The organism is Burkholderia sp. LAS2, from assembly GCF_018417615.1.
Lineage (GTDB): Bacteria > Pseudomonadota > Gammaproteobacteria > Burkholderiales > Burkholderiaceae > Burkholderia > Burkholderia sola.
Window position 1 is genome coordinate 3405865 of record NZ_CP071052.1, and the last position, 25677, is coordinate 3431541.

The following is a 25677-nucleotide window of genomic DNA, read 5'->3' on the forward strand; positions in this document are numbered from 1 at the left end:
CGTAATGCTGGACAACTGCAAAGAAAGCCGGAAGCGATCCGTCAGAAACCGGCCGCGAGCCCGTCGCGCCGGCTGTCGCTCGCGGCCACGTAGCCGCGCTCGGGATCGTCGGGATCGAGGCGCCACACGAACTGCCCCGAACCGAAATCCATGTAAGGATCGTCGATCGACTGGATCGTATGGCCGCGGGCGGCCAGCGCGTCGACCGTCGCGCGGTTCATCGTCGCCTCGACGTCGAGCGTGAAGTCGCGATTGACCTTCCAGCGCGGCGCGCAACACGCGGCCTGCGGCTGCTGGCCATAGCCGAGCATCCGCACGACGGTCTGCAGATGGCCCTGAGGCTGCATGTCGCCGCCCATCACGCCGAAGCTCATCACGGCCTCGGTGCGGCCATTGGCTTCCGCGGTAACGAACGCCGGGATGATCGTGTGGAACGGCCGCTTGCCGCCCCCGACGACGTTCGGCGAAGCCGGGTCCATCGAGAAGCCGTGCCCGCGGTTCTGCAGCGCAATGCCGGCGCCGGGCACGACGAGCCCCGAGCCGAAGCCCATGTAGTTCGACTGGATGAAGCTCACCATCATCCCGCGCTCGTCGGCCGCCGACAGGTAGATCGTGCCGCCCGAATGCGGACGGCCGGCGGCGAAGTGCGTCGCACGCGCGCGATCGATCAGCTTCGCGCGTTCGGCGAGATACGCATCGTCGAGCATCTGTTCGGGCGCGACGTCCATCGCGCGCGGATCGGCGACGTAGCGATAGACGTCGGCGAACGCCAGCTTCATCGCCTCGATCTGCAGATGCTGCGAATCGACCGAGTCGACCGGGCACTCGGTCACGCCCGCCTGCTCGGCGATGCCGAGCGCGATCAGCGCGGCGATGCCCTGCCCGTTCGGCGGGATCTCGTGAATCGTGTGACGGCCGAAGCGCTTGCCGATCGGCTCGACCCATTCCGGCCGGTACGCGCGCAGGTCGGCTGCGGTCAGCGCGCCGCCGCCTTCGCGCGCGAACGCGGCGATACGCTCGGCGAGCGCGCCTTCGTAGAACGCCCGCGCGCCGTCCTTCGCGAGCGTGCGCAGCGTCTGCGCATGACGGGGCAGGCACACGCGTTCGCCGACGAGCGGCGCGCGGCCGCGCGGCATGAAGGTGTCCGCGAAACCGGGCAGGCCCTGCAGTTCGGGGACGGCCGCCGCCCACTTGTGCGCGACGATCGGCGGCACCGAAAAGCCGCGCTCCGCGATCTCGATCGCCGGCTCGAGCAGGTCCGCGAACGGCAGTGAACCGAACTTCGCGTGCAGCGCTTCCCAGCCCGCGATCACGCCCGGCACGGTGACGGTGTCCCAGCCGCGGGTCGGCTTGTTCGCGTTGCCGCGCGCGTCCTCGCCGTGACGCTTGCGGAAGTAGTCGACGTTCCATGCGGCCGGCGCGACGCCCGATGCGTTGAGCCCCGACAGTCGGTCGCCATCCCATACGAGCGCGAACGCATCGCCGCCGAGCCCGCACGATACGGGCTCGACGACCGTGATCGCGGCGGCCGCGGCCAGCGCCGCGTCGACCGCGTTGCCGCCCTTCCACAGCATCCGCAGCCCGGCCTGCGCGGCCAGCGGATGCGACGTCGACACGACGTTGCGCGCGAACACCGGAATACGGGTCGACGGATACGGGTTGTGCCAGTTGAAGCCACTCATCGAGACCACCTCGTCGAAAGCTGAATGAACGGGCCCGTGCGAACGGGCAATCCGCCATTGCAGCGCGATCGGCGCGATCGCACAAATTCATTTGTCACATGAATCCATGCCATTTCCGCATGAATCATGCGCGCCGATGTCCGGCAGGCCGGCCGAACGCCGTTGCCGCCCTTACAATACCCGCTCCGTCTCACGACACGACCATCGAGCCATGACCCGAGATCCCCGCCTCACCCTCAACGCGCGCCAGCAGGAATTGCTCGAATGGGTGCAGCGCGACGGCTTCGTGACCGTCGACGATCTCGCCGCGCACTTCGCGGTCACGCCGCAGACGATCCGCCGCGACGTGAACTGGCTTGCCGACCTGAACCTGCTGCGCCGCTATCACGGTGGCGCGAGCCTGCCGACCAGCTCGGAGAACGTGTCGTACACCGCGCGCCAGCGGATGTTCCACGACGAGAAGCGGCGCATCGCGGCGCTCGCGGCGTCGCACATCCCCGACCAGGCGTCGCTGTTCATCAACCTCGGCACGACGACCGAGGAAGTCGCGCGCGCGCTGAACCGCCATCACGGGCTGCACGTGATCACGAACAACCTGAACGTCGCGTCGATGATGAGCGGCTACCCCGACTGCGAGGTGCTGATCACGGGCGGCATCGTGCGGCCGTGGGACAAGGGCATCGTGGGCGAACTCGCGATCGACTTCATCCGGCAGTTCAAGGTCGACTACGCGATCATCGGCACGTCGGCGATCGAGGCCGACGGCACGCTGCGCGATTTCGACACGCGCGAGGTGCGCGTCGCCGAGGCGATCATGCAGCATGCACGCACGGTGTACCTCGTCACCGATCATTCGAAGGTCGGCCGCCCGGCGCTCGTGCGCCAGGGCCATCTGAGCCAGGTGCACGCGCTCTTCACCGACAAGCCGCTGCCGCCCGACATGGCCGATACGGTGGCCGCCGCCGGCACCCAGGTGTACGTCGCGGAATGACGGTTGCGATGCTGCACCGCACCTGAAACTTCAAGTGAAATCAAGAAGTTGGCGCCGCGCACGAACCGCTTGCGGCATGCCCTTCTGTCAAACGGAAAATTAACGGGGCACGATTTGTCGTTGCGTGTGCGCTCGACTAGACTCCAGTTCCCCGGCCCGTTCGCCGATCCGCCTGTGCCAGGGCGGTGCGAACTGCAGGGCCGGCGAATACAGCTTTCCCCCCAAGCCATACCCCGCGGGGTATCGCGCGTCGGCGTATGCGCCGGCCGCGCGGGCAGTCCGATTGCCATGGAGAGAACGATGCTGAGTCCGCATGAATTCGCCACGCTCTTGCTTGTGAAGGACGCGCCTGATCAGCGCGACATGGATCGGGATGAACTGGACATCCTGCTCGAACAACAGCTCGTCCGCCTGGAAGGGCTCGGCTCGGGGCGCAGATACTGCGTGACCGAGACCGGCGACGCCACGCTGCGATCCGTCAAGTACCGCTATTCGTAAGCCCCGCTGTTCCCGACCTTGACCTGATCGCGCGGCCGGCATCCGGCCGCGCGGTCGTTTCCGCCTCCCCGCCCGTTCGTCGCCGCCGGCTTCAACCGCCGCGCAGCGTCGGATCGACCGCCGCCCGCCAGCTGATGGCCTGCGCGCGCGCTCCGTTGAAATACGCGATCCAGCCCGCGCGCGCCGCTGCGTCAGGCGCCACATAGTGGGTCGAAAGTTCGTTTACGAACGCACAATAGTTCGCTTCGGTCAGCCCGCGATACCGCTTCGCGACGTACGCGTCGTACAGCGTCGAATAGACCGGCTGCGCGTCCGCGCCCCAGTCGCGCGCGGCGCCGCCGCACGACGTCTGCAGGTCGACGAACGACGGCGCCCGCCAGTTGCCGGCGAGCGGCGGCGTACCCGCGCCGCACCCCGCCAGAAGGATGGCGCACACGCCGGCCCACATCCCAATACGCATGATTCACCTCGCGAAACGGTCGATTTCGCCAGTATCGTCCGGGATCGTGTCGCGCGCTACTGGCCCCGCTTTATCGAACTTTACTTTTTCGATTTCGTTCGTTAAATTTCGAATTCGAACATTTCATGTTCGCCCTATTTCAACAGACGATAAGGACAGCAGGTGACCCAACCGAATCGCTACGATCTGCTCGTCGTCGGCGGCGGCATCAACGGCGCGGGGATCGCGCGCGATGCGGCCGGCCGCGGCCTGTCGGTCATGCTCTGCGAGCAGGACGACCTCGCGTCGCATACGTCGTCGTCCAGCACGAAGCTGATTCACGGCGGCCTGCGTTACCTCGAGTACAACGAGTTCGGGCTGGTGCGCAAGGCGTTGCAGGAGCGCGAAACGCTGCTGCGCGCGGCGCCGCACATCATGTGGCCGCTGCGCTTCGTAATGCCGCACATGCCGAACCTGCGCCCGGCCTGGCTGATCCGCATCGGCCTGTTCCTCTACGATCACCTCGCGAAACGCGAACTGCTGCCCGGCTCGCGCGGCATCGACATGCGCCGCCATGCGGCCGGCGCGCCGCTGATCGACTCGATCAAGCGCGGCTTCGTGTATTCCGACGGCTGGGTCGACGATGCCCGCCTCGTCGTACTGAACGCGATGGACGCGAAGGAGCGCGGCGCCGAGATCCTCACGCGCACGAAGCTCGTGTCCGCCGAACGCCGCGGCGACGAGTGGGAAGCGCGGCTCCAGCACGCCGACGGTTCGATCCGCGTCGTGCAGGCGCGCGCGATCGCGAACGCGGCCGGCCCGTGGGTCGGCGACGTGCTGCACGGCGCGCTCGGCCGCGGCGCACATCACAGCGTGCGGCTCGTGAAGGGCAGCCACATCATCACGCGCCGCCTGTTCGATCACGATCACGCGTACATCTTCCAGAACCCGGACAAGCGGATCATCTTCGCGATTCCGTACGAGCACGACTTCACGCTGATCGGCACGACCGACGTCGAATACACGAACGATCCCGCGAAGGTCGCGATCGATCGCGACGAGACGCAATATCTGTGCGATTCGATCAACCGCTACTTCAAGCGCAAGATCTCGCCGGCCGACGTGCACTGGACCTATTCGGGCGTGCGCCCGCTGCTGGAAGACGAGAACGCGGCGAACGCGTCGGCCGTCACGCGCGACTATCGCCTCGAGCTCGACGACGGCGCGGGCGCCCCGCTGCTGTCGGTGTTCGGCGGCAAGATCACGACGTTCCGCAAGCTCGCGGAAGAAGCCGGCGACATGCTGTGCCGCGCGCTCGGCCGCGACGCGAAGACCTGGACGGCCGGCGTCGCGTTGCCGGGCGGCGATATCGCCGACGCGAAGTTCGACGGGTTCGCCAGTGCGTTCGCGAAACGCCATCCGTGGCTGCCCGCCGCGCTCGCACGCCGCTATGCACGTGCGTACGGCACGCGTGCGGAGCGCGTGGTCGACGGCGCGACCTCGCTCGCCGACCTCGGCGCCGAAATCGCACCGGGCATCCACGACGCCGAACTGCGCTATCTGCGCGACGCCGAATGGGCGACCTGCGCACAGGACGTGCTGTGGCGCCGCTCGAAGCTGGGCCTGCACGTCGCGCCCGGCACGCTGGACGCCGTGACCGCCGCGGTCGACGCGTGGTTCGCCGCCGCGCATGCACCGCACGCCTGATTCGAATGCACATTGCAGTTGCCGTTGCCTGACCGACGTTGATTCACCGACGCGCCGCCCACATGCGGCGCGCATCACAACTAAGCCAATCCACGGATGGAGATGAGAGACATGCAGGACCAGTACATCCTCGCGCTTGACCAGGGCACCACGAGTTCCCGCGCGATGCTGTTCGATCGCCAGGGCAACATCGTATCGATCGCCCAGAAGGAATTCGAACAGATTTACCCGCAACCCGGCTGGGTCGAGCACGACCCGCAGGAAATCTGGTCGACGCAAGCCGGCGTCGCCGCAGAAGCCGTCACGCGCACGGGCCTGAACGGCACGTCGATCGCCGCGATCGGCATCACGAACCAGCGCGAGACGACGATCGTCTGGGATCGCGAGACGGGCCAGCCCGTCTACAACGCGATCGTCTGGCAGGATCGCCGCACGGCCGACTTCTGCGACTCGCTGAAGAAGCAAGGGCTCGAAGCAAAGGTGCGCGCGAAGACCGGCCTGCCGATCGACTCGTACTTCTCCGCGACGAAGATCCGCTGGATCCTCGACAACGTGCCGGGCGCGCGCGACAAGGCGCGCCAAGGCAAGCTCGCGTTCGGCACCGTCGACAGCTGGCTCGTGTGGAACTTCACGAAGCACGAGCTGCACGTGACCGACGTGACCAACGCGTCGCGCACGATGCTGTTCAACATCCACACGCGCGAGTGGGACAGCGAACTGCTCGAACTGCTCGACATTCCGCGCAGCATGCTGCCGGAAGTGAAGGCGTCGTCGGAGATCTACGGCCACACGAAGACCACCGTGTTCGCGTCGAAGATCCCGCTCGCGGGTATCGCCGGCGACCAGCACGCGGCGCTATTCGGCCAGATGTGCACGACGTCGGGCATGGTGAAGAACACCTACGGCACCGGCTGCTTCCTGATGATGAACACCGGCGACAAGCCGATCGAGTCGAAGAACAACCTCGTCACGACGATCGCGTGGCAGATCGGCGACGACGTGCAGTACGCGCTCGAAGGCAGCATCTTCATCGCGGGTGCGGTCGTGCAGTGGCTGCGCGACGGCGTCGGCCTCATCAAGACGGCCGCCGAAATCGAAGCGCTCGCCGCGAGCGTGCCGCATACCGACGGCGTCTACCTCGTGCCCGCGTTCGCCGGCCTCGGCGCACCGCACTGGAACGCGCGGGCGCGCGGCTCGGTGTTCGGCGTCACGCGCGGCACGACCGCCGCGCACCTCGCGCGCGCGGCGCTCGATGCGATCGCGTACCAGTCGCTCGACGTGCTGGCCGCGATGGAAGCCGACTCGGGCATCAGCATCGGCGAGCTGCGGGTGGACGGCGGCGCGAGCGCGAACGACCTGCTGATGCAGTTCCAGGCCGACCTGCTCGGCGTCGACGCGGTGCGCCCGCAAATCACCGAGACGACCGCGCTCGGCGCGGCCTATCTCGCGGGCCTCGCGATCGGCTACTGGAAGAACCTCGATGAAGTGCGCGACCAGTGGCAGCTCGATCGCCGCTTCGCACCGTCGATGCCGAAGGAGCAGGTCGAACAGCGCATGGCCGGCTGGCAGCGCGCGGTACGCGCCGCGAAGGCATGGGCCGACGACACCCAGTAATCCGAACGACTTCAAACGACATACAACAACACCGGCGGACCGCGCAGCGCGCGAGTCCGCCGTGACTTCGAGAGACAATCATGTCACCTTATATTGCAGAATTCATCGGCACCGCGATCCTCGTGCTGCTCGGCAACGGCGCGGTCGCAAACGTGCTGCTGGCAAAGACCAAGGGCAAAGGCGCGGACCTGATCGTGATCGTGATGGGCTGGGCGATGGCGGTATTCGTCGCGGTCTACGTGACCGCGTCGTTCAGCGGCGCGCACCTGAATCCGATCGTCACGATCAGCCTCGCGCTCGCGGGCAAGTTCGCATGGTCGAAAGTCGGCGGCTACGTGCTCGCGCAGATGCTCGGCGGGATGGCGGGCGCGCTGCTCGTGTGGCTCGCGTATCGCCAGCACTTCGCGAAGGAAGCCGATGCGGACCTGAAGCTCGCGGTGTTCTGCACGGCGCCGGCGATCCGCAGCACCACACACAACGTGCTGACCGAAGCGATCTGCACGTTCGTGCTGATTCTCGGCGTGCTGTATCTCGCGTCGCCGCAAGTCGGCCTCGGCGCGCTCGACGCGCTGCCCGTCGGCCTGCTGGTGCTCGGCATCGGCATCTCGCTCGGCGGCCCGACCGGGTATGCGATGAGCCCCGCGCGCGACCTGTCGCCGCGCATCATGCATGCGCTGCTGCCGATCCCGGGCAAGCGCGACAGCGACTGGCGCTATGCGTGGGTGCCGGTAATCGGCCCGCTGCTCGGCGGCGCCGCGGCGGCCGGCCTGTATCTGCGCCTGCACGCGATGGCCTGATCGCGGTGTGGACGAAGCGCGCGGCGTGCGCTGCCGCGCGCTTCACTCCCTTCTTTTCGTCTACCGGTCATTCACGGCCGCCATCAGCGATTTCAGCTTCACCGCGACGTCCGCGACCGCGGCCGGCGTCACGTCGATCCCGCGTTCGACCAGCATCCTCGCGACGCGCATTTCCTTCACGAATCCCGCTGCACGGCCGAAACCGCTGGCCGCGACGAGCCGTGCGCCCGCATCGAAATGGAAATGAATTTCCGCGTCGTCGCCGAGCACGCGCGCGACCGACTGCGTGCCGAGCGCCGGCTCCCCGGCCACCTGCAACTGCGCATCGTATTGATCGGACCAGAACCACGGTATGTCGCGATACGGTTCGTTCGCGCCGAGCATGTTGCGGGCGGCGACGTGCGCCTGCGTATCGGCGCCGTGCCACGTCTCCTGTCGAATCGGCAATCCCGATAACGCGCTCGGAAACACCGCGACGTCGCCGGCCGCGTAGATGCCGCGCGCCGACGTCTCGAGCCGCGCGTTCACGACGATTCCGCGCTCGACCGCGAGGCCCGCGTCGCGCGCCAGTTCGTCGGCCGGTTCGATGCCGATGCCGGCCACGACCGTGTCGGCGAGCAGCGTGTCGCCGTCGTCGAGCACGACGGCCAGCGCCCCGCCCGCGGTTCGCTCGATCGCAATCGGCGTCCGGTTCAGACGAATCGCCACGCCCTGCTCGTCGTGCAGCGCATGCACGCGCGTCGCAATGGCTTCCGGCACCGCGCGACCGAGCAGCCGCGGCGCGGCATCGAGCACGGTCACGCGGCAGCCGCGCCGTCGCGCCGACGCCGCGACTTCGAGACCGATGAAGCCGCCGCCGATCAACACGATCCGCGCGTCGGGCACGAGCCGCGCGCCGAGCGCGGCCGCATCGTCGAGCGTGCGCAACGCGACTACGCCGTCGAGCGCCGCGCCGGGGATGGCCAGGCGGCGCGCACGGCCGCCGGTGGCCAGCAGCAGCGCGTCGTAGCCGAACACGTGCCCGCCGGACACGCGCACTTCGCGTGCATCCGGATCGATGCGCTCGACGGTCGCGACGACCCGCTCGATGCGATCGGCCGCCCAGGCTTGCGCCTCGCGCAACCGGCATTGCGCCGCGCTGCGCTCGCCCGTCAGCACGCCCTTCGACAACGGCGGCCGCTCGTACGGCGGATGCGGCTCCGCGCCGATCAGCACGATGCGCCCGCGCCAGCCGCACGCGCGCAACACCTGCGCCGCGCGGCCGCCCGCATGGCCCGCGCCGACGATCGCCATCACCCGGTCGCTCATCATCGCGTCATACCTCGATCAGGATGCGGCCGTCTTCGATCTTCGCGCGGTACGTGTGCAGCTTCTCGCACGCGGGCGCCGACAGCGGCCGGCCGTCGCGCACGTCGAAGCGGCCGTTGTGCTTCGGGCATTCGATCACGTGATCCATCACGAGCCCGTCCGCGAGATGCACCTGCTCGTGCGTGCACAGGCCGTCGCTCGCATACACCTCGCCGTCGATCCGGTAGATCGCGTACGTGCGGCCAGCATGATCGAAGCGCGCGACATCTTCGTCGTCGATGTCGTCGAGCGCGCCGGTGTCGATCCATTGCGTCATGGTGTGTCTCCTTCGTTGGCAGGTTCGATAGCGGTCATGCACGCGTGGCATCCGGCACCGGCCGCACGACGTAATCGGACGGATCGCGCGTCTGCCGGATCAGCGCCGGCACGATCTCCGCATATGCGGCCAGCGTGCTGCGGTACGGCGGCGGCATGTCGGCCTTCACGGCGTCGTGCAGCTTCGGCAGCGCATGGAACGGCACCATCGGGAACATGTGGTGCTCGACGTGATAGTTCATGTTCCAGTACAGGAAGCGAAACACCGGATTCATCATCACGGTCCGGCAGTTGCGCCGGTGATCGAGCACGTTCTCGGGCATGCCGGCGTGCTGCGTGAGGCCGAAGTACAGGTACAGCCACGCGCCGTAGAGGCTCGGCAGCCCGATGTAGAGCAGCGGCAGGATCGTGCGCCAGTAGACCGCGGCGCCCGTCACGAGCGCGTAGATCGCGAGATGGATGCGCGACTCGCGCACGACCTTCGGCCATTCCGATTCGGGCACGTAGGTGCGCTCCTCGTCGTCGAGCCGGCCCGTGAACGACACCGCGATCATCTTGCGCAGCTCGCCGGCCACGTGCTTCAGCGCGACGACGTTCAGCGCGAGCGCGAGCCAGTCGGTCGGCTTCGGCGCGGCGATTTCCGGGTCGCGCCCGACGACCAGCGTATCGGTGTGATGGCGCGCATGGCTCCAGCGCCAGGCAGTCGCGCGGCGGAACACCTGGAACGACGCGACCTGGTACAGCGCGTCGTTCATCCAGCGCGTGCGGAACGCGGTGCCGTGCCCGCATTCGTGCCAGCGCGAATCGGCCGGGCTGCAGTACAGCGTGCCGTACACGAAGAACGCCGGGATCGCCCATGCCGAATGCGCACGCCACGCCAGCCACGCGAGCGCGCCGCTGAGCGCAATCGCCGCGTACCAGATCAGCGTGTCGCGAATCGCACGCGCATCGCCGCGCTGCATCAGTTGCTTCATCAGCGGTCGCGGCACCGCGCATCGGTACCACGCGGCGTTGACGAGCCCGGCGGCCGCCGCGCGATCGCCGGCGCCGCCAGTCATTCGGTATGCCTGACGGCGCGCCGCCGTGCGTTCGCGTGCCGGGTCGTCAGTATGGGCCACGTCTGTCTCCTGGGGGTCTTGTGCGCGGGAAGCGCGGCAAACGCTTCGCATAAGACCGAAATTAGGCGACCGGTCGCCCCGCCTCAATCGAAACGTTGACGAAATTTCGCCATCGCTTTAGCGTTCCCGACAACGCCACGCGGTCGATGGCGACCCTCACGATGGAGACGACCATGGCAGGTGAATCGGGGCCGCGCTGGCGCAAGCGCACCGCACGCTTCGACGAGATCGCGGCGCTCGCCGGCGTCAGCACGACGACCGTCGATCGCGTGCTGAACGAGCGCGGCAGCGTCTCCGCGCAGGCGCGCGAACGCGTGGTGGCGGCCGCTCGCCAGCTCGGCGTGCCGCGCCAATTGCCCGACACGCGGCACGGGCTGATCCACGTCGACGTGCTGCTGCCCGACACCGACGCGCCGTTCTTCCGACGATTGCAGCAGGCGCTGCAGCGTTCGCTGCAAATGCTCGACCGGCGCGTGGTCGTGCACCGGACGATCCTGCCCGCCGCCGACGACGCGCGCGCCGCCGCGCTGATCGAGCGGCCCGCGTACCGGCGCGCGGCGCTGATCGTCACCGCGCACGACACGGCCCGCATGCGAGATGCGCTGGCCGGCGCGATCGCGCGTGGCGAGACCGTCGTCACGATGGTCACCGACATCGGCGGCATCGAACGCGCGCACTTCGCCGGCATCGACAACTACCGCGCGGGGCGCACGGCCGGCTACTACATCGGCCGCCTCGCGGCACGCCCCGGCCGCGTGCTGCTGCTCGGCGGGCGCATGGGCTACCGCGCGCACGCCGACCGGATGGCCGGCTGCCGCGATCAGCTCGCCGACGCGTTCGCCGCCGTGCGCTGCGACGACGCGCCGGTCGAGACGCTCGACCAGGACGACCGCTGCTATCGCGCGGTGACGAGGGCGCTGCAGGCGCACGACGACGTGGTCGCGATCTACAACAGCGGCGCCGGTTCGGCCGGCATCGAAGCGGCGCTGCGCAAGGCCGGCGCGCTCGGGCGCGTGGTGTGGATCGGCCACGAGATGATCGACCTGCACCGCACCTTCATCGAAGCCGGCGCGATGGATCTCGCGATCGACCAGGATCCGGACGGACAGGCGATTTCCGCGCTGCAGCACGTGCTGCATGCGTGCGGCATCGTCGAACAGTCGCCGCCGGACGACCCCGTCGAATTCCGCGTGTTCTGCCTGGCGAACGTGAGGACGAGCGCATACCTGCAGGCGTGAATCGGGCCGTGCGACGCACCGTCTGCGCACGGCGAAAAAATCGACCGCGGCATTGGCGATTTTTCGTCAACGTTTGTCATGCGGCCCGCGCCGCGCATCCGTACATTGGACAGCCATCGATAGCCGACAACGGACAGGAGACGATGGCTGAACCGATCCTCATCGGCGTGAACCTCGACGGCGTGCTCGAACACGACGGGCTGCCGCCGCCCGCACCCGCCGAGCGCTTCCGGATGGTCGCCGCCGCCGGCGTGTTCGATTACATCGAAAAGAATCCGGCGCGCGGCGAGGACCTGTCGCCGTATTTCGCGCTGGTCGACCGCCACGCGCTGCCGATTCGCGTGATCGGCGGCATCTGGTGCGCGGGTCGCGACGAAGCGCATGTCGCGGAGATCGTCGCGGCGGGCGCACGCTTCGGCAGCACGGTGCTCAACGGCCAGCTGTTCGCGCATCACGCGGACGGCCATCGGCTGTCGGATCGCGAAGTCGCCGATTTCTATCTGCATGCGTACGCAGTGGGCGAGCCGGTCGGCTGCCTGCCGAGCCTCGAAGTGCACGTCGACATGTGGAGCGAGGATTTTGCGCGCGTGGCGCGCGTCGCGCGGCACGTCGAGCAGGCCGGCGCGCCGTTCCGGATCACGCTCGATCATTCGCATCTGCTGTTCAAGATCGGCAACCGCGCCGAGCTCGACGCAGCGGGGCTGCGCGAACCGGTCGACGGCGGCCGCGCGATGCTCGACCCGGCGTCGCCCACCGCGATCTACGCGGACTGGATCGCGCGCGGCTGGGTCCGGCATGCGCATGCGCGCAGCGTGAGCCCGAACAACCCCGACAACCGCTGGATGCGCCGCGCGGATGGCAAGCCCGGCCGCGGCATCCAGTACCCGTTCGTCGCACCCGCGCCGGGCGCGTATCACGGCGAATGGCGCGTGGACGCGCTCGACACGTGGAAGGCCGCGCTGCGCCAGTTGCTGCAGGCGCAGATGCAGGTTCACGCTCACGTGCAGCCGGCACGGCTCGAACAGATCAGTTGCGAGTTCATCCCGTTTCCCGACTACGGCGGCGGCGCACGCTATTCGATCTTCGACAACAACGTCGCGTGTGCGCAATGGCTGCGCGATACGTGGCACACACTCGCCGCGCGAGCCGGCACCGAATCCGAACCCTGCACCACTCACGCCTCAAGGACAGAACGATGAAGCACGCCCTCCACTTTTCGCTGAACCGGACGAGCGCGCCGCGCTTGCCGCTCGACCGCTACGTCGCGCTGTGCCGGCGCCTCGGCGTCGACACGATCGAGATCCGCAACGATCTCGACGGCGTCGAGCTCGCCGACGGCACGCCGGCCGCCGCCGTCCGCGCGACGGCCGAAGCCGGCGGCGTGACGATCCTGACGATCAACGCGCTGCAGCGCTTCGAGCAATGGAACGCCGAGCGCGCGGACGAGGCGACCGTGCTGGCCGACTACGCGGCGCAATGCGGCGCGCGTGCGCTGGTGCTGTGCCCGACCAACAGCCGCGCCGACACGCGCGGCGCGGACGCCCGCCACGCGGATCTCGTGACGGCGCTGAAGGCGTTGAAGCCGATCCTCGCGGCCCGCGGCCTGCTCGGCTTCATCGAGCCGCTCGGCTTCGAGGAATGCGCGCTGCGCCGCAAGTCGGACGCGGTGAAGGGCATCTACGCGGCAGCGGGCGAGCCGGTGTTCCGGCTCGTGCACGACACGTTCCACCATCACCTCGCCGGCGAGGACATCGTCTTCCCGAACCTGACGGGCCTCGTGCACATCTCGGGCGTCGAGGAGGCCGAGCTGCCGGTCGACCGGATGCGCGACGGCCACCGCGTGCTGGTCGGCGGCGCGGACCGGCTCGGCAACATCCGGCAACTGCGCGAACTGCTCGCGCGCGGCTACAGCGGTGCGCTGTCGTTCGAGCCGTTCGCGAGCGAGATCGCCGAAGCCGACGACATCGAAGACCGGTTGCGGGCGAGCATCGACTACGTGCGCGGCGAACTGGCGGATCGCTGAGCGCATCGGCAAGACGACACAATCCACGGGAGAACGGAATGATCGAATTCGCTTTGTTCGGCGCGGGCCGCATCGGCAAGATCCACGCGGCGAATCTCGCGCGCCAGCCGGGCGCGAAACTGAAATACGTGATCGACCGGCACGCGCCGTCGGCGCAAGCGCTCGCCGGCACGCACGGCGCGCAGGTCGCCGACATCGAGCGCGCGCTCGGCGACGCGTCGGTAAAGGCGGTCGTGATCGCGTCGAGCACCGACACGCACGCGGACCTCATCGTCGCCGCCGCGAACGCCGGCAAGGCGGTGTTCTGCGAGAAGCCGGTCGACCTCACCGTCGAACGCTCGCGTGCGTGCGCGGACGTCGTGCGGCGCGCCGGCGTGACCTGCATGATCGGCTTCCAGCGCCGCTTCGACCCGACCTTCGCGGCGCTGAAGGCGCGCGTCGAGCGCGGCGAGATCGGCGCGCCGGAAATGCTGGTCGTCACGAGCCGCGATCCGGGCGCGCCGCCGGCCGATTACATCCGCCGCTCGGGTGGCATTTTCAAGGACATGCTGATCCACGACTTCGACGTGTTCCGCTGGATCCTCGGCGACGAAGCGCAGACGCTGCATGCGACGGGCAGCTGCCTGACCGATCCGGCCGTGCACGACGCCGGCGACATCGATTCGACCGCGGTGACGATCCGCACGCGGCGCGGGTTGCTGTGCCAGATCAACACGTCGCGGCGTGCGGCCTACGGCTACGACCAGCGCTTCGAGCTGCTCGGCAGCCACGGAATGCTGCAGGCCGGCAACGTGCGGCCGACCGAGGTGAGTGCATGGCTCGCGGGCGGCATCGCGACGGACGTGCCGGAGCCGTTCTTCCTCGAACGCTACCGGCATGCGTACGCGGCCGAGATCGCGCACTTCGTCGACGCGTTGCGCGACGGCGCGCCGGTCAGGACGACGATCGACGACGGGCTCGCCGCGCTCGAACTGGCCGAAGCCGCGATGGCGTCGTGGAAAACGGGGCGCGTGATCGCGCTGTGACGCCGTGAACGGCGGCGACCCGCGCAAACAGGTTGCCGCTGCCGCATGGCCGGCGGCACTCCGGCACGACCGGCCGCAACGGCACGGCCGCATCGGGCAAATGTGCCGCCACGTCGCGCGGCCGGCGCGTGAAAGCACGTATGATGGCGAATCGATCGGCGTCGCCGATATTCCGCGTTTTCATCACCATGCTCGATCACCTCATCTGCGACTGCGACGGCGTGCTCGTCGACAGCGAAGTCATCGCCGACCGCGTGCTGCTCGACACGCTGTCCGCCACGTTCCCGAACCTCGATTTCGAAGCCGCCGCGAAGTCGGCATTCGGCCAGCAGACGTCGCGTTTCCTCACCGGCATCGAAGCCCGCTTCGGGGTCGAAATGCCCGCCAACTTCATCGAGACCATCGAGCACAACATCGAAATCGCGCTCGCGCAATCACTCGCGCCGATCAGCGGCGTGCGCGACGCGCTGCTGAAGGTCACGCTGCCGGCCGCCGTCGTGTCGAACAGCCGGCTCGTGCGCGTGCGCAGCTCGCTGAAGCGCGCGTCGCTCACCGAGATCTTCGGCGAGCGGGTATTCAGTTCCGAACAGGTCGCGCGGCCGAAGCCCTATCCCGACGTCTACCTGCACGCGGCGCAAACACTCGGCGTCGCGCCGGCGCGCTGCGTCGTCGTCGAGGACAGCATCTCGGGATTGAATGCCGCGCGGGCGGCCGGGATGAAGACGATCGCGTTCGTCGGCGCGAGCCACATCCCCGACAACTACGCGGACGCGCTGCGCGCGATGGGCATCACGCGGATCATGCGCAGGATGGACGAACTGCCGGCGCTCGTCGAAGCCGGCATGCGCGGCGAATTCGGCGACGCGCAGTCCTGATCGTCAGTCGGGCCGGATCGGGTCGATCCGGCCGCGCCACGGGCGCGCGAACGCGCCCGCCTTTCCTTCCACTCAGGCCGGCTCGCAGCAGCGTTCGCGCGCCGCCGCCAGCGCCTCGCGGAACGCGACGAGTTCCGCGATCGTCAGCATCGGCAGCCCGTGCCGTTGCGCGAAGCGCTCGACATCGTCGCCGCGCGTCATCGTTCCGTCCGGATTCATCAGCTCGCACAGCACGCCGGCCGGCTTCAGGCCCGCGAGGATCGACAGGTCGACCGTGCCTTCGGTGTGACCGCGGCGCGCCAGCACGCCGCCCGGTTGCGCACGCAACGGAAACACGTGGCCGGGGCGCACGATGTCGTGCGGCTTCGCGCCGTCGGCGATCGCCGCGCGGATCGTCGTCACGCGATCGGCGGCCGACACGCCGGTATGCACGCCTTCGCGCGCCTCGATCGATACGGTGAACGCGGTGCCGTTGCGGCTTTCGTTGGTCTGCACCATCGGCGGCAATTCGAGCGCGCGCACCGTGTCGTCGGTCAGGCACAGGCAGACGATGCCGCTGCACTCGCGGATCAACAGCGCCATCGTCTCGGGCGTGATGCGCTCGGCGGCGACGATCAGGTCGGCTTCGTTCTCGCGGTCGTGGTCGTCCTGCAGCACGACCGCGCGACCTGCGCGCATCGCGTCGAGCGCGGCGGCAATGCGCGGCGGCACCGGTTCGGCATCCAGCAACGGGAGATCGGCAAAGGCGTCGGCAGGCGCCGACGAAACGGACATCAAGGACATGTGAAACGCTCCTCGCAAATACGATTTGGGCGAAAAACGTTTCAGGGCATTGCAAACAGACAGAACGACAACCCGCTTCGCGTGCAGCGCGAAGCGGCCCTGACGGACATGACTATCTGCACATCTTCTCTCATCCGGACTGTGACCGTCGGCTCTGGCATTCGACCAGATCTGCTGACCCCGCGCGGATGCGCGGGCGCTCGCGGGCTCGCCGGCTTACGCCAGCCTACCGCCGGTGGGGAATTTCGCCCCGCCCTGAAGACGCACTGATTGCCGGACGGGAACACCCCGTCATCGGCGGGCCAAGCATACAACAGCCGCGCGCGACGCGCAGCGTAAAACCTTACTGACGACCCCGTCTAACGGCATCGTCCGAACGGCCGGCGGACGGAGCCACGATCGTGCGAAAAGCGCGGAGCGCAGCCGCGTCGCGCCGCCTGCGCGATCAGTTGACCGCCGCGTGCGCCGCGTCGGGCACGAGCCAGCGCGGCGGCACCTCCGGGCTCACCGTCACGCGGAACGCTCGCGCTTCGCTGTCGCCCGGGTTGCGCAGGCTGTACGGCTGGTCGGCGTCGAACACGATCGCGTCGCCGGTCGCGAGCAACTGGCGACGGTCGTGCACGCTCACTTCGAGCGTGCCTTCGCTGACGACAAGGTTGACCGTCGTGCCGGGCGCGCGGCGCGCGCCGGGCTCGGTATGCAGCGGCGCGATCCGCAGCTCGTGGAATTCGGCCGCCGCCGGCTCGCCTTCCGGATACAGCGCACGTGCCGAGAAACGGCCGTTCGAGCTGACGACGCGCGACGCGCGCTCGGCCGCCAGATGCTCGAAACCGTTCACCGCATGGCGCCGCAGGAACGCGGCGACCGACACCTTCAGCGCCGCGGCGATCTTGCACAGCACCTTGATCGACGGCACGCTGCGCGCGGATTCGATCTGCGCGAGCATCGCGCGCGACACGCCGGACAGCCGCGCGAGCGCATCGAGCGACAGTTGCCGCTCGGCGCGCAAGCGCGCGAGGTTCACGCCGACGACCTGTTCGAGGGCGTCGAGCGACGCGGCGCCGCGTCCGTCGGCGGCATTGCCGGACTCGAAGGAAGACACGTCGCGCACGAGCGCCAGGGATGAAGACATAGCATGGCCTCCGGGCCGCTGCGCGGCCCTGCGTAGGGGTAAGCCGGAATCGGAATCGGGTTGCGCCGGTCGTTGGCGCGTATCGAGACGCTATCACCCGGCCTGGTACGGGCAAACGAAGTTATCTTCACACCGTTATCAGCATCGCGGAGGAATGCGTTTCTCGCGAACCTTTTCCTGCCGCTATGGCATCGCCGCGCGGCGCGCCGTGGCGACGCTCACGGTGCCGCGGGCGCCGCGCCGCGCGCCGGCCCGCGCGCATCGAGCCGCATCGCGAGCCACGTGACGACCAGCGCCGCGAACGTCACCGCGACCGCGACCCACGGCAGCGCATCGAGCGCGAAGCCGTGTTCCAGCGCGACGCCGCCGAGCCACGCACCGCCCGCATTGCCGACGTTGAACGCGCCGATGTTCAGCGTCGACGCGAGATGCGGCGCGCTCGCGGCCTTCTCGACCACGCGCGCCTGCAGCGGCGGCACCGTCGCGAACGCGGCGATCCCCCACACGAATACGGTGACGGCCGCCGCGACCGGCAGGTGGCTCGTCTTCGCGAACACGGCCATCACGGCCATCAGCGCGACGAGGATCGCGATCAGCGACGGCATCAGCGCGCGGTCGGCGAGCTTGCCGCCGATCGTGTTGCCGATCGTCAGCCCCGCGCCGAACAGCACGAGGATCAGCGCGACCGCGCGCGGCGAGTAGCCCGACACGGTCTCGAGAATCGGCGCGATGTACGTGAACACGACGAACACGCCGCCGAAGCCGAGCACGGTCATCAGCAGCGCGAGCCACACCTGCGGCTCCTTCAGCACGCGCACTTCGTGGCCGAGGCCGACCGGCCCGCTGTCGTGGCGGTTCGGCACCAGCGCGGCCACGCCGCCGAGCGCCAGCACGCCGAGCGCGGCGACGATCCAGAACGATGCACGCCAGCCGAGCACCTGGCCGACGAACGTGCCGAACGGCACGCCGAGCACGTTCGACAGCGTGAGCCCGGTGAACATCAGCGCGATCGCGCTCGCGCGCTTGTCGGCCGGCACGAGCGACGCGGCGACCACCGCGCCGATGCCGAAGAACGACCCGTGCGCGAACGACGTGACGACGCGCGCGACCATCAGCATCGCGTAGCCGGACGCGGTCGCGCACAGCACGTTGCCGACGATGAAGATCGCCATCAGCAGTTGCAGCGCGGCCTTGCGCGGCATGCGGCTCGTCAGCACCGCGAGCAGCGGCGCGCCGACCGCGACGCCGAGCGCGTAGCCGGTGACGAGCAGGCCGGCCGACGGCAGCGACACGGCGAGGTCGTGCGCGACTTCGGGCAAGAGGCCCATGATGATGAATTCGGTGGTGCCGATGGCGAAGGCGCTGATCGCGAGCGCCAGGAGCGGAATGGGCATGACGTTCTCCGGAAGACGGCGGCTGCGGCGCCCGGTCGGTGCCGCACCGCACAAGAAAGCGGGATGTGCGCGCATTGTCCCGAAGACGCCTATATTTGATAATTGGCGTGGCATTTGAACCATTTTCAAATATTTCTGGAAAATCGCATGGACCGACTAGGCGACATCCGGCTGTTCGTCGAGGCTGCCGAACTCGGCAGCCTGTCCGCCGCCGGGCGCAAGCTGAACCTCACGCCAGCCGCCGCGAGCGCGCGGCTCGCGAAGCTCGAGGCAAAGATCGCGACGCGCCTGTTCGAACGCTCGACACGGCAATTGCGGCTCACCGACGAAGGCAAGCTGTACCTGAACTGCTGCCGCCAGGCGCTGCAGGCGCTCGACGACGCGGACGCGATGCTGCAGGAAGGCCGCAACGTCGTGAGCGGCAAGGTGCGGCTGTCGTCGACGTCCGATTTCGGCCGCCACCAGTTGCTCGACTGGCTCCACGAATTCACGACGCTGCATCCGGGCGTCACGTTCTCGCTGACGGCGTCCGATTCGTCGTCGAACCTGTGGCAGGACGAGATCGACCTCGCGATCCGCTTCGCCGCGCCGCCCGACGGCGCGCTGATCGCCCGCCGGCTCGCGACCAACCGGCGCGTGCTGTGCGCGGCGCCGTCGTTCGTCGAACGCCATGGCGTGCCGGCCGATCCGCACGATCTGGCCCGCTTTCCGTGCAACGTGATCACGATCGCGTCCGGCCCGATGAACACCTGGCACTTCACGCGCGGCGACGAAGTGCAGGTTCACACGGTGCCGGTGTCGACCGCATTCGAGACCAACGATGGCGGCCTCACCCGCGAATGGACACTGCGCGGCCACGGCATTGCGCTGAAGTCGCTGTGGGACATCGCCGACGACGTCCGCGCGGGCCGGCTGCGCGTGCTGCTGCCCGACTGGCGGCACCAGGACGCGCCGCTGCACGCGATCTATCACAGCAAGCGCTACATGGCGCCGCGCGTGCGCGTGCTGCTCGATTTTCTCGCCGAGCGCTTCGCGCGCGAGGAAGCCGCGCTCGACGACCTGCTGAACGCGTGCCGCTGACGGCCGCCTCGCCACCACTCCGGGGTCGGAACGTGAAAACCGGCGTCGCGCGCCCGCAACCGGCCGCCCGTCCGTCGTGGCGTGAAAAGCTATAATGGAAGGCTTTCCCGACGGCCTTTCCTGTCCGATGCGCGCCATTCGCGTGCCGCGCACGGCCGTCCCGATTCACCCTTGACGACGCCCCCAGGTCAACCACTGCGAACGGCGAATCCCCATGACCAAGAAAGTTTACGTAAAGACCTTCGGCTGCCAGATGAACGAGTACGACTCGGACAAGATGGTGGACGTGCTCAATGCGGCCGAAGGCCTCGAAAAGACCGACACGCCGGAAGACGCGGACATCATCCTGTTCAACACTTGCTCGGTGCGCGAAAAGGCGCAGGAAAAGGTGTTTTCCGATCTCGGCCGCGTGCGCGAGCTGAAGGAAGCGAAGCCGGGCCTCTTGATCGGCGTCGGCGGCTGCGTCGCGAGCCAGGAAGGCGCGTCGATCGTGTCGCGCGCGCCGTACGTCGACCTCGTGTTCGGCCCGCAAACGCTGCACCGCCTGCCGCAGATGATCGACGCGCGCCGCGCGAGCGGCCGCGCGCAGGTCGACATCACGTTCCCCGAAATCGAGAAGTTCGATCACTTGCCGCCCGCGCGCGTCGAGGGACCGAGCGCGTTCGTGTCGATCATGGAAGGCTGCTCGAAATACTGCAGCTACTGCGTGGTGCCGTACACGCGCGGCGATGAAGTGTCGCGCCCGCTCGACGACGTGCTGACCGAAGTGGCCGGCCTCGCCGACCAGGGCGTGCGCGAAGTCACGCTGCTCGGCCAGAACGTGAACGCTTATCGTGGCGCACTGACCGCCGGCTCGTCCGACATCGCCGATTTCGCGACGCTGATCGAATACGTCGCCGACATCCCCGGCATCGAGCGGATCCGCTACACGACGTCGCACCCGAAGGAATTCACGCAGCGCCTGATCGACACGTACGCGAAGGTGCCGAAGCTCGTGAGCCACCTGCACCTGCCGGTGCAGCACGGCTCCGACCGCATCCTGATGGCGATGAAGCGCGGCTATACGGTGCTCGAATACAAGTCGGTGATCCGCAAGCTGCGCGCGATCCGCCCGGACCTGTCGCTGTCGACCGACATGATCGTCGGCTTCCCCGGCGAGACCGAGGACGATTTCGACAAGATGATGGCGCTCGTGCACGAGATGCGCTACGACACGAGCTTCTCGTTCATCTACAGCCCGCGCCCCGGCACGCCGGCCGCGAACCTCGCCGACGACACGCCGCGCGAAGTGAAGCTCAAACGCCTGCAACATCTGCAGGCGACGATCGAGGAGAACGTCGCGCGCATCAGCCAGTCGATGGTCGGGAAGGTCGAGCGGATCCTCGTCGAGGGCCCGTCGCGCAAGGACCCGAACGAGCTCGCGGGCCGCACCGAGAACAACCGTGTGGTGAATTTCCCGGCGCCGCTCGCGTCGCACCCGCGCCTGATCGGCCAGATGATCGACGTGAAGATCAACCATGCGTACCCGCACTCGCTGCGCGGCGAGCTCGTGCTCGTCAGCGACGACGCGAGCGCGGCCACCCACTGACCGACCGACGCCCGACAGGAGCCCGACGCTACTTTGAAGACCGTCCAAGCACTGGAATTCACCGCCCCGCGCGACGACAACGCGCGCCTCGCCAACCTCTGCGGCCCGCTCGACGAGAACCTGCGGCAGATCGAACAGGCGCTCGACGTCACGCTCGCGCGGCGCGGCCACCGGATCACGATCCGCGGGCGCGGCGCCAAGCTCGCGCTCGCCGCGCTCGAAAACTTCTACAACCGCGCGCGCGATCCGCTGTCGGTCGACGACATCCAGCTTGCGCTGGTCGAAGTGCGCCACACGGCCGGCAACGGCCGCCAGGACACGCTCGACGTGCGCTTTCGCGGCGACCCCGATCATCCGTTCGACGAGCCCGTCGCGCAGCTCGACGCCAGCGAACCGGAGGAAGAGCCGGGGCCGAAGCTCTACACGCGGCGCGCCGACCTGCGCGGCCGCACGCCCGCCCAGCGCGAATACCTGAAGCAGATCCTGCAGCACGACGTGACGTTCGGCATCGGGCCGGCCGGCACCGGCAAGACCTACCTCGCGGTCGCGTGCGCGGTCGACGCGCTCGAGCGCGACCAGGTCAAGCGGATCGTGCTGACGCGCCCGGCCGTCGAGGCCGGCGAGCGGCTCGGCTTCCTGCCGGGCGATCTCGCGCAGAAGGTCGACCCGTACCTGCGGCCGCTGTACGACGCGCTGTACGACCTGCTCGGCTTCGACAAGACGGCCAAGATGTTCGAGCGCCAGATGATCGAGATCGCGCCGCTCGCGTACATGCGCGGCCGCACGCTGAACCACGCGTTCATCATCCTCGACGAGGCGCAGAACACCACGCCCGAGCAGATGAAGATGTTCCTCACGCGGATCGGCTTCGGCTCGAAGGCGGTCGTGACCGGCGACACGAGCCAGGTCGACCTGCCGCGCGGCCACAAGAGCGGCCTCGTCGAGGCGCAGCAAGTGCTCGGCGGCGTGCGCGGCATCGCGCTTACGCGCTTCACGAGCGCGGACGTCGTGCGCCATCCGCTCGTCGCACGCATCGTCGAGGCGTACGACGAGTTCCACGCGCAGCACCAGGACGGCTGAGCGGCGGCGCCCGAGCGCTGCCCGGCCCGGCCCGCCAGACGGCGCGCCGGGCTTTCTTTTGCCCGGGCGCCGCCCGGTCCGAATTCGGGCGCGATCGGCCGTTTGGTGTATCCTCAACGCGTCCCAATCGCCGCACGCGTCATGAAATCCTCTCGTTCCCGCAAGTCCGGCCGCGCCCCGTCCGCCGCGTCCGAATCCCCCCGCCTTTCGCTGTTCGACGCGAAGGGCAAAGCCCGGACCGTCAACGCGCAAGGGCTGCGGATCGACTTCCCGGACGGCCGCAGCCTGATGTTCGACCTGTCGGGCAGCTCGGGCGACGCGGCCGTCGCGATCGTCGCGCAGCACAACGATCCGGCGATGCGTGCGAAGCTCGCGCTGCAGCCCGAGCACTACGACAGCGTGACGCTGCACGTCGGCGCCGAGTTCGCGCCGCGCGAGGACGACCCCGAAGACGAGCCGCGCGCGCTGGAATTCGACCTGTCCGTGCAGTACGGCGACGAGATCACGAGCGACGTGCGCAAGACGCTGCCGAAGCGCAAGCTGATCGCCGAATGGATCGAGCCGGCGCTGTTCGCGAGCGCGCAGCTCACCGTGCGCTTCGTCGGCGAGAACGAAGGCCGTACGCTGAACGCCGGCTACCGCCACAAGGACTATCCGACCAACGTGCTGACCTTCGCGTACGACGCGGCGCCCGACGGCACCGTGATCGGCGACCTCGTGCTGTGCTGCCCGGTCGTCGAGAAGGAAGCGCACGAGCAAGGCAAGCCGCTCGCGGCCCATTACGCGCACCTGCTGGTACACGGCGCGCTGCACGCGCAGGGCTACGACCACGAGACGAGCGACGAGGACGCGGCCGAAATGGAAGCGCTCGAAATCGACATCCTCGCGAAACTGGGTTTCCCGAACCCGTACCAGTAAGCCGTCCGCCCGATGCGCCACGCCGCGATGCTGCCGCCCGCCTACCCGCCGTCGATCGGCGAAGGACGCCTGCTGACGGAAGACGAGCTCGCGGCGTCGCTCGCGCAGACGATGCGCGACTGGGACGGCCGGCAGGATCTCTGGCTGTTCGGCTATGGCTCGCTGATCTGGAATCCCGGGCTGCCGACCGTCGCCGCCGTACGCGGCAAGGTGCACGGCTACCATCGCGGGCTCTACCTGTGGTCGCGCGTGAATCGCGGCACCCCCGAACGGCCGGGCCTCGTGCTCGCGCTCGATCGCGGCGGCTCGTGCTCGGGCATCGCATTCCGGCTCTCCGGCCCGACCGCGCAGCCGCATCTCGAGACATTGTGGAAGCGCGAAATGCCGATGGGCTCGTACCGGCCCGCGTGGCTGCCGTGCTCGCTCGAGACCGGCGAACGCGTGAACGCGCTCGCGTTCGTGATGCGCCGCGACGCACCGACCTATACGGGCAAGCTGACCGACCCCGTCGTCAAGGAAGTGTTCCGCTGCGCGGCCGGCCGCTACGGCACGACGCTCGACTACGTGAGCCGCACGGTGGACGCACTGCGCGCGAGCGGCATCCCCGACCGCGCGCTCGAAGGGTTGCTGGCGCGATGCCGATGATCCGGCACACCGCGCGGGCGGCCGCCATGCGACCCCGCGCCGCCCGCGCATCCACACGAGGACACGCCCGATGAAATCGTCACGCCGGTCGCGTTGCAGGATCGCCGTGCTGCTCGTCGCCGCGAGCGTCGCGCTGTCCGGCTGCGGCATACTCGGCTGCGGCGGCGCCGCGACCAACGGCGCGGCCGCCGGCGGCTGCTCGGCCGGCATGCGGTTCTGAACGGCGCGCGACGCGTGCGCCGCCTGCGACGGAATGCCGCCGTCGCCGGCCGTTGCCCGCGTCCGGCCGCGCCGCCCTGCCCGCCGCCATTTTTTTGCCGCCGCGCCCCGCCGACGCTTTCTGCGATAGGATGGACCCGACGACGACGTCGCGCCCGGCGCGGCCGTCCGCGAGCGGGGCCCGCGCGAGCCGTCCACCCTGGCCGTACGGCCGGGTGACACGGTCGCGTCGTGCCCTTGGTGTATCCTTGCCTACTCCGTGACCGCGCGCCCCGGCATGACCCGGGCGCACCACCATGAACGATTCGTATCCCAGTCGTAAGCCAACCGACAAACCGCAAGAAAAGCGCTCGCTGCTCGAGCGCCTGACCGACTTCATCTCGCCCGAGCCCGAATCCCGCGGCGAGTTGCTGGAAATCCTCCAGGACGCCCACGAACGCAACCTGATCGACGCGGATTCGCTGTCGATGATCGAAGGCGTGTTCCAGGTCTCCGATCTGTGCGCCCGCGACATCATGGTGCCGCGCGCGCAGATGGACGCGATCAACATCGCCGACAAGCCCGAGGATTTCATCCCGTTCGTCCTCGAAAAGGCGCACTCGCGCTACCCGGTGTACGAGGAGAACCGCGACAACGTGATCGGCGTGCTGCTCGCGAAGGATCTGCTGCGCTTCTATGCCGAGGAAGAATTCGACGTGCGCGGAATGCTGCGCCCGGCCGTGTTCATTCCGGAATCGAAGCGCCTGAACGTGCTGCTGCACGACTTCCGCGTGAACCGCAACCACCTGGCGATCGTCGTCGACGAATACGGCGGCGTCGCGGGCCTGATCACGATCGAGGACGTGCTCGAACAGATCGTCGGCGACATCGAGGACGAATACGACTTCGACGAGGAAGCCGGCAACATCATCTCGGGGCCGGACGGCCGCTACCGCGTGCGCGCGCTCACCGAGATCGAGCAGTTCAACGAGACGTTCGGCACCGATTTCCCCGACGACGAGGTCGACACGATCGGCGGCCTGATCACCCATCATTTCGGACGCGTGCCGCACCGCGGCGAGAAGCTGCAGCTCGGCAACCTCGTGTTCGAAATCCAGCGCGGCGATGCGCGCCAGGTTCACGTGCTGCTGGTGCGCCGCAACCCGCTCGCCAGCCGTCGCGCCGAAACCTCGCACGAAGACTGACCGTTCCGCGCCAGCCGCGCCTCC

At 68.6% G+C, this 25677-nt stretch carries 25 protein-coding genes and 1 riboswitch; of the genes, 17 read left to right on the plus strand and 8 right to left on the minus strand.

Annotated elements, in window-relative coordinates:
* Nucleotides 1–41 precede the first annotated feature (41 nt).
* Complete coding sequence (locus JYG37_RS15805; protein ID WP_213345576.1) at nt 42–1682, minus strand: gamma-glutamyltransferase family protein; 1641 nt, start codon at nt 1680–1682, stop codon at nt 42–44.
* Between the two features lie 211 nt (nt 1683–1893).
* Between JYG37_RS15805 and JYG37_RS15810 the strand changes: the two genes are divergently transcribed.
* Complete coding sequence (locus JYG37_RS15810) at nt 1894–2673, plus strand: DeoR/GlpR family DNA-binding transcription regulator (protein WP_034208319.1); 780 nt, start codon at nt 1894–1896, stop codon at nt 2671–2673.
* A 300-nt stretch (nt 2674–2973) separates the two neighbouring features.
* Nucleotides 2974–3171 (plus strand): hypothetical protein, encoded by a 198-nt coding sequence (locus tag JYG37_RS15815; protein ID WP_050014609.1) that lies wholly within the window; start codon nt 2974–2976, stop codon nt 3169–3171.
* Between the two features lie 91 nt (nt 3172–3262).
* Here the strand turns inward: JYG37_RS15815 and JYG37_RS15820 are convergent, their stop codons facing one another.
* Nucleotides 3263–3631 carry a hypothetical protein gene (locus JYG37_RS15820; RefSeq protein WP_185641145.1) on the minus strand — a complete coding sequence of 123 codons (369 nt, stop codon included), beginning with the start codon at nt 3629–3631 and terminating at the stop codon, nt 3263–3265.
* A 162-nt stretch (nt 3632–3793) separates the two neighbouring features.
* On the opposite strand from JYG37_RS15820, the gene glpD reads away from it, so the two are divergent.
* The 3 genes from glpD to JYG37_RS15835 all read left to right on the plus strand — a co-directional run bounded on the left by glpD (nt 3794) and on the right by JYG37_RS15835 (nt 7728).
* Complete coding sequence (gene glpD, locus JYG37_RS15825; RefSeq protein WP_050014611.1) at nt 3794–5317, plus strand: glycerol-3-phosphate dehydrogenase; 1524 nt, start codon at nt 3794–3796, stop codon at nt 5315–5317.
* A gap of 111 nt (nt 5318–5428) precedes the next feature.
* Nucleotides 5429–6931, plus strand: coding sequence for a glycerol kinase GlpK (gene glpK / locus JYG37_RS15830; RefSeq protein WP_050014613.1), 1503 nt, complete (start codon nt 5429–5431; stop codon nt 6929–6931).
* Between the two features lie 80 nt (nt 6932–7011).
* Nucleotides 7012–7728 (plus strand): MIP/aquaporin family protein, encoded by a 717-nt coding sequence (locus tag JYG37_RS15835; RefSeq protein WP_050014615.1) that lies wholly within the window; start codon nt 7012–7014, stop codon nt 7726–7728.
* Nucleotides 7729–7788: 60 nt separating this feature from the next.
* Here JYG37_RS15835 and JYG37_RS15840 read toward each other — a convergent pair whose 3' ends face one another.
* Genes JYG37_RS15840 through JYG37_RS15850 form a run of 3 tightly spaced genes read right to left on the minus strand, consistent with a single transcriptional unit; the run spans nt 7789 to nt 10469 of the window.
* Nucleotides 7789–9039, minus strand: coding sequence for an NAD(P)/FAD-dependent oxidoreductase (locus JYG37_RS15840; RefSeq protein ID WP_124631530.1), 1251 nt, complete (start codon nt 9037–9039; stop codon nt 7789–7791).
* A 4-nt stretch (nt 9040–9043) separates the two neighbouring features.
* Entirely contained in the window at nt 9044–9352 is a 309-nt protein-coding gene (locus JYG37_RS15845; protein ID WP_089488796.1) for a non-heme iron oxygenase ferredoxin subunit, read from the minus strand.
* A gap of 34 nt (nt 9353–9386) precedes the next feature.
* Entirely contained in the window at nt 9387–10469 is a 1083-nt protein-coding gene (locus JYG37_RS15850; protein ID WP_185731884.1) for a fatty acid desaturase family protein, read from the minus strand.
* A gap of 173 nt (nt 10470–10642) precedes the next feature.
* On the opposite strand from JYG37_RS15850, the gene JYG37_RS15855 reads away from it, so the two are divergent.
* The 5 genes from JYG37_RS15855 (at nt 10643) to JYG37_RS15875 (ending at nt 15630) form a co-directional block, all read left to right on the plus strand.
* On the plus strand, nt 10643–11707 hold the full coding sequence (locus JYG37_RS15855; RefSeq protein ID WP_124631528.1) for a LacI family DNA-binding transcriptional regulator: 1065 nt from the start codon (nt 10643–10645) through the stop codon (nt 11705–11707).
* Nucleotides 11708–11850: 143 nt separating this feature from the next.
* Entirely contained in the window at nt 11851–12906 is a 1056-nt protein-coding gene (locus JYG37_RS15860; protein ID WP_124631527.1) for a xylose isomerase, read from the plus strand.
* Nucleotides 12903–13730, plus strand: a complete 828-nt coding sequence (locus tag JYG37_RS15865; protein ID WP_124631526.1) for a TIM barrel protein — start codon at nt 12903–12905, stop codon at nt 13728–13730. The genes JYG37_RS15860 and JYG37_RS15865 overlap by 4 nt, the downstream gene beginning before the upstream one ends.
* Nucleotides 13731–13768: 38 nt before the next feature.
* Nucleotides 13769–14755, plus strand: coding sequence for an inositol 2-dehydrogenase (gene iolG, locus JYG37_RS15870; protein ID WP_050014627.1), 987 nt, complete (start codon nt 13769–13771; stop codon nt 14753–14755).
* Nucleotides 14756–14943: 188 nt separating this feature from the next.
* A complete protein-coding gene (locus JYG37_RS15875) occupies nt 14944–15630 on the plus strand; it encodes an HAD family hydrolase (RefSeq protein ID WP_089488934.1) in 687 nt (228 codons plus the stop codon).
* A 72-nt stretch (nt 15631–15702) separates the two neighbouring features.
* Here the strand turns inward: JYG37_RS15875 and ribB are convergent, their stop codons facing one another.
* From ribB to JYG37_RS15890, 3 genes are all read right to left on the minus strand, one after another.
* The gene (gene ribB / locus JYG37_RS15880) at nt 15703–16413 is read right to left on the minus strand and encodes a 3,4-dihydroxy-2-butanone-4-phosphate synthase (protein ID WP_050014629.1); all 711 of its coding nucleotides are present in this window, start codon (nt 16411–16413) and stop codon (nt 15703–15705) included.
* Between the two features lie 118 nt (nt 16414–16531).
* A riboswitch (FMN riboswitch) is annotated at nt 16532–16680 on the minus strand.
* A gap of 178 nt (nt 16681–16858) precedes the next feature.
* Nucleotides 16859–17545 (minus strand): helix-turn-helix domain-containing protein, encoded by a 687-nt coding sequence (locus JYG37_RS15885; protein ID WP_050014630.1) that lies wholly within the window; start codon nt 17543–17545, stop codon nt 16859–16861.
* A gap of 218 nt (nt 17546–17763) precedes the next feature.
* On the minus strand, nt 17764–18939 hold the full coding sequence (locus JYG37_RS15890; RefSeq protein WP_050014634.1) for an MFS transporter: 1176 nt from the start codon (nt 18937–18939) through the stop codon (nt 17764–17766).
* A 147-nt stretch (nt 18940–19086) separates the two neighbouring features.
* Here JYG37_RS15890 and JYG37_RS15895 point away from each other — a divergent pair, with 147 nt between their 5' ends.
* The 7 genes from JYG37_RS15895 (at nt 19087) to JYG37_RS15925 (ending at nt 25653) form a co-directional block, all read left to right on the plus strand.
* Nucleotides 19087–20019, plus strand: coding sequence for a LysR family transcriptional regulator (locus JYG37_RS15895; RefSeq protein WP_050014635.1), 933 nt, complete (start codon nt 19087–19089; stop codon nt 20017–20019).
* A 214-nt stretch (nt 20020–20233) separates the two neighbouring features.
* The gene (miaB, locus tag JYG37_RS15900; RefSeq protein WP_050014637.1) at nt 20234–21607 is read left to right on the plus strand and encodes a tRNA (N6-isopentenyl adenosine(37)-C2)-methylthiotransferase MiaB; all 1374 of its coding nucleotides are present in this window, start codon (nt 20234–20236) and stop codon (nt 21605–21607) included.
* 33 nt (nt 21608–21640) lie between these two features.
* On the plus strand, nt 21641–22687 hold the full coding sequence (locus tag JYG37_RS15905) for a PhoH family protein (protein WP_050014641.1): 1047 nt from the start codon (nt 21641–21643) through the stop codon (nt 22685–22687).
* A gap of 141 nt (nt 22688–22828) precedes the next feature.
* Nucleotides 22829–23605: an rRNA maturation RNase YbeY gene (gene ybeY / locus JYG37_RS15910; protein ID WP_050014643.1), complete on the plus strand. Its 777-nt coding sequence runs from the start codon at nt 22829–22831 to the stop codon at nt 23603–23605.
* A 12-nt stretch (nt 23606–23617) separates the two neighbouring features.
* Entirely contained in the window at nt 23618–24250 is a 633-nt protein-coding gene (locus tag JYG37_RS15915; protein WP_050014645.1) for a gamma-glutamylcyclotransferase, read from the plus strand.
* 70 nt (nt 24251–24320) lie between these two features.
* A complete protein-coding gene (locus JYG37_RS15920; protein WP_162838123.1) occupies nt 24321–24470 on the plus strand; it encodes a hypothetical protein in 150 nt (49 codons plus the stop codon).
* A 295-nt stretch (nt 24471–24765) separates the two neighbouring features.
* The gene (locus JYG37_RS15925; protein WP_021160150.1) at nt 24766–25653 is read left to right on the plus strand and encodes a CorC family transporter; all 888 of its coding nucleotides are present in this window, start codon (nt 24766–24768) and stop codon (nt 25651–25653) included.
* The last annotated feature ends 24 nt before the right edge of the window (nt 25654–25677 follow it).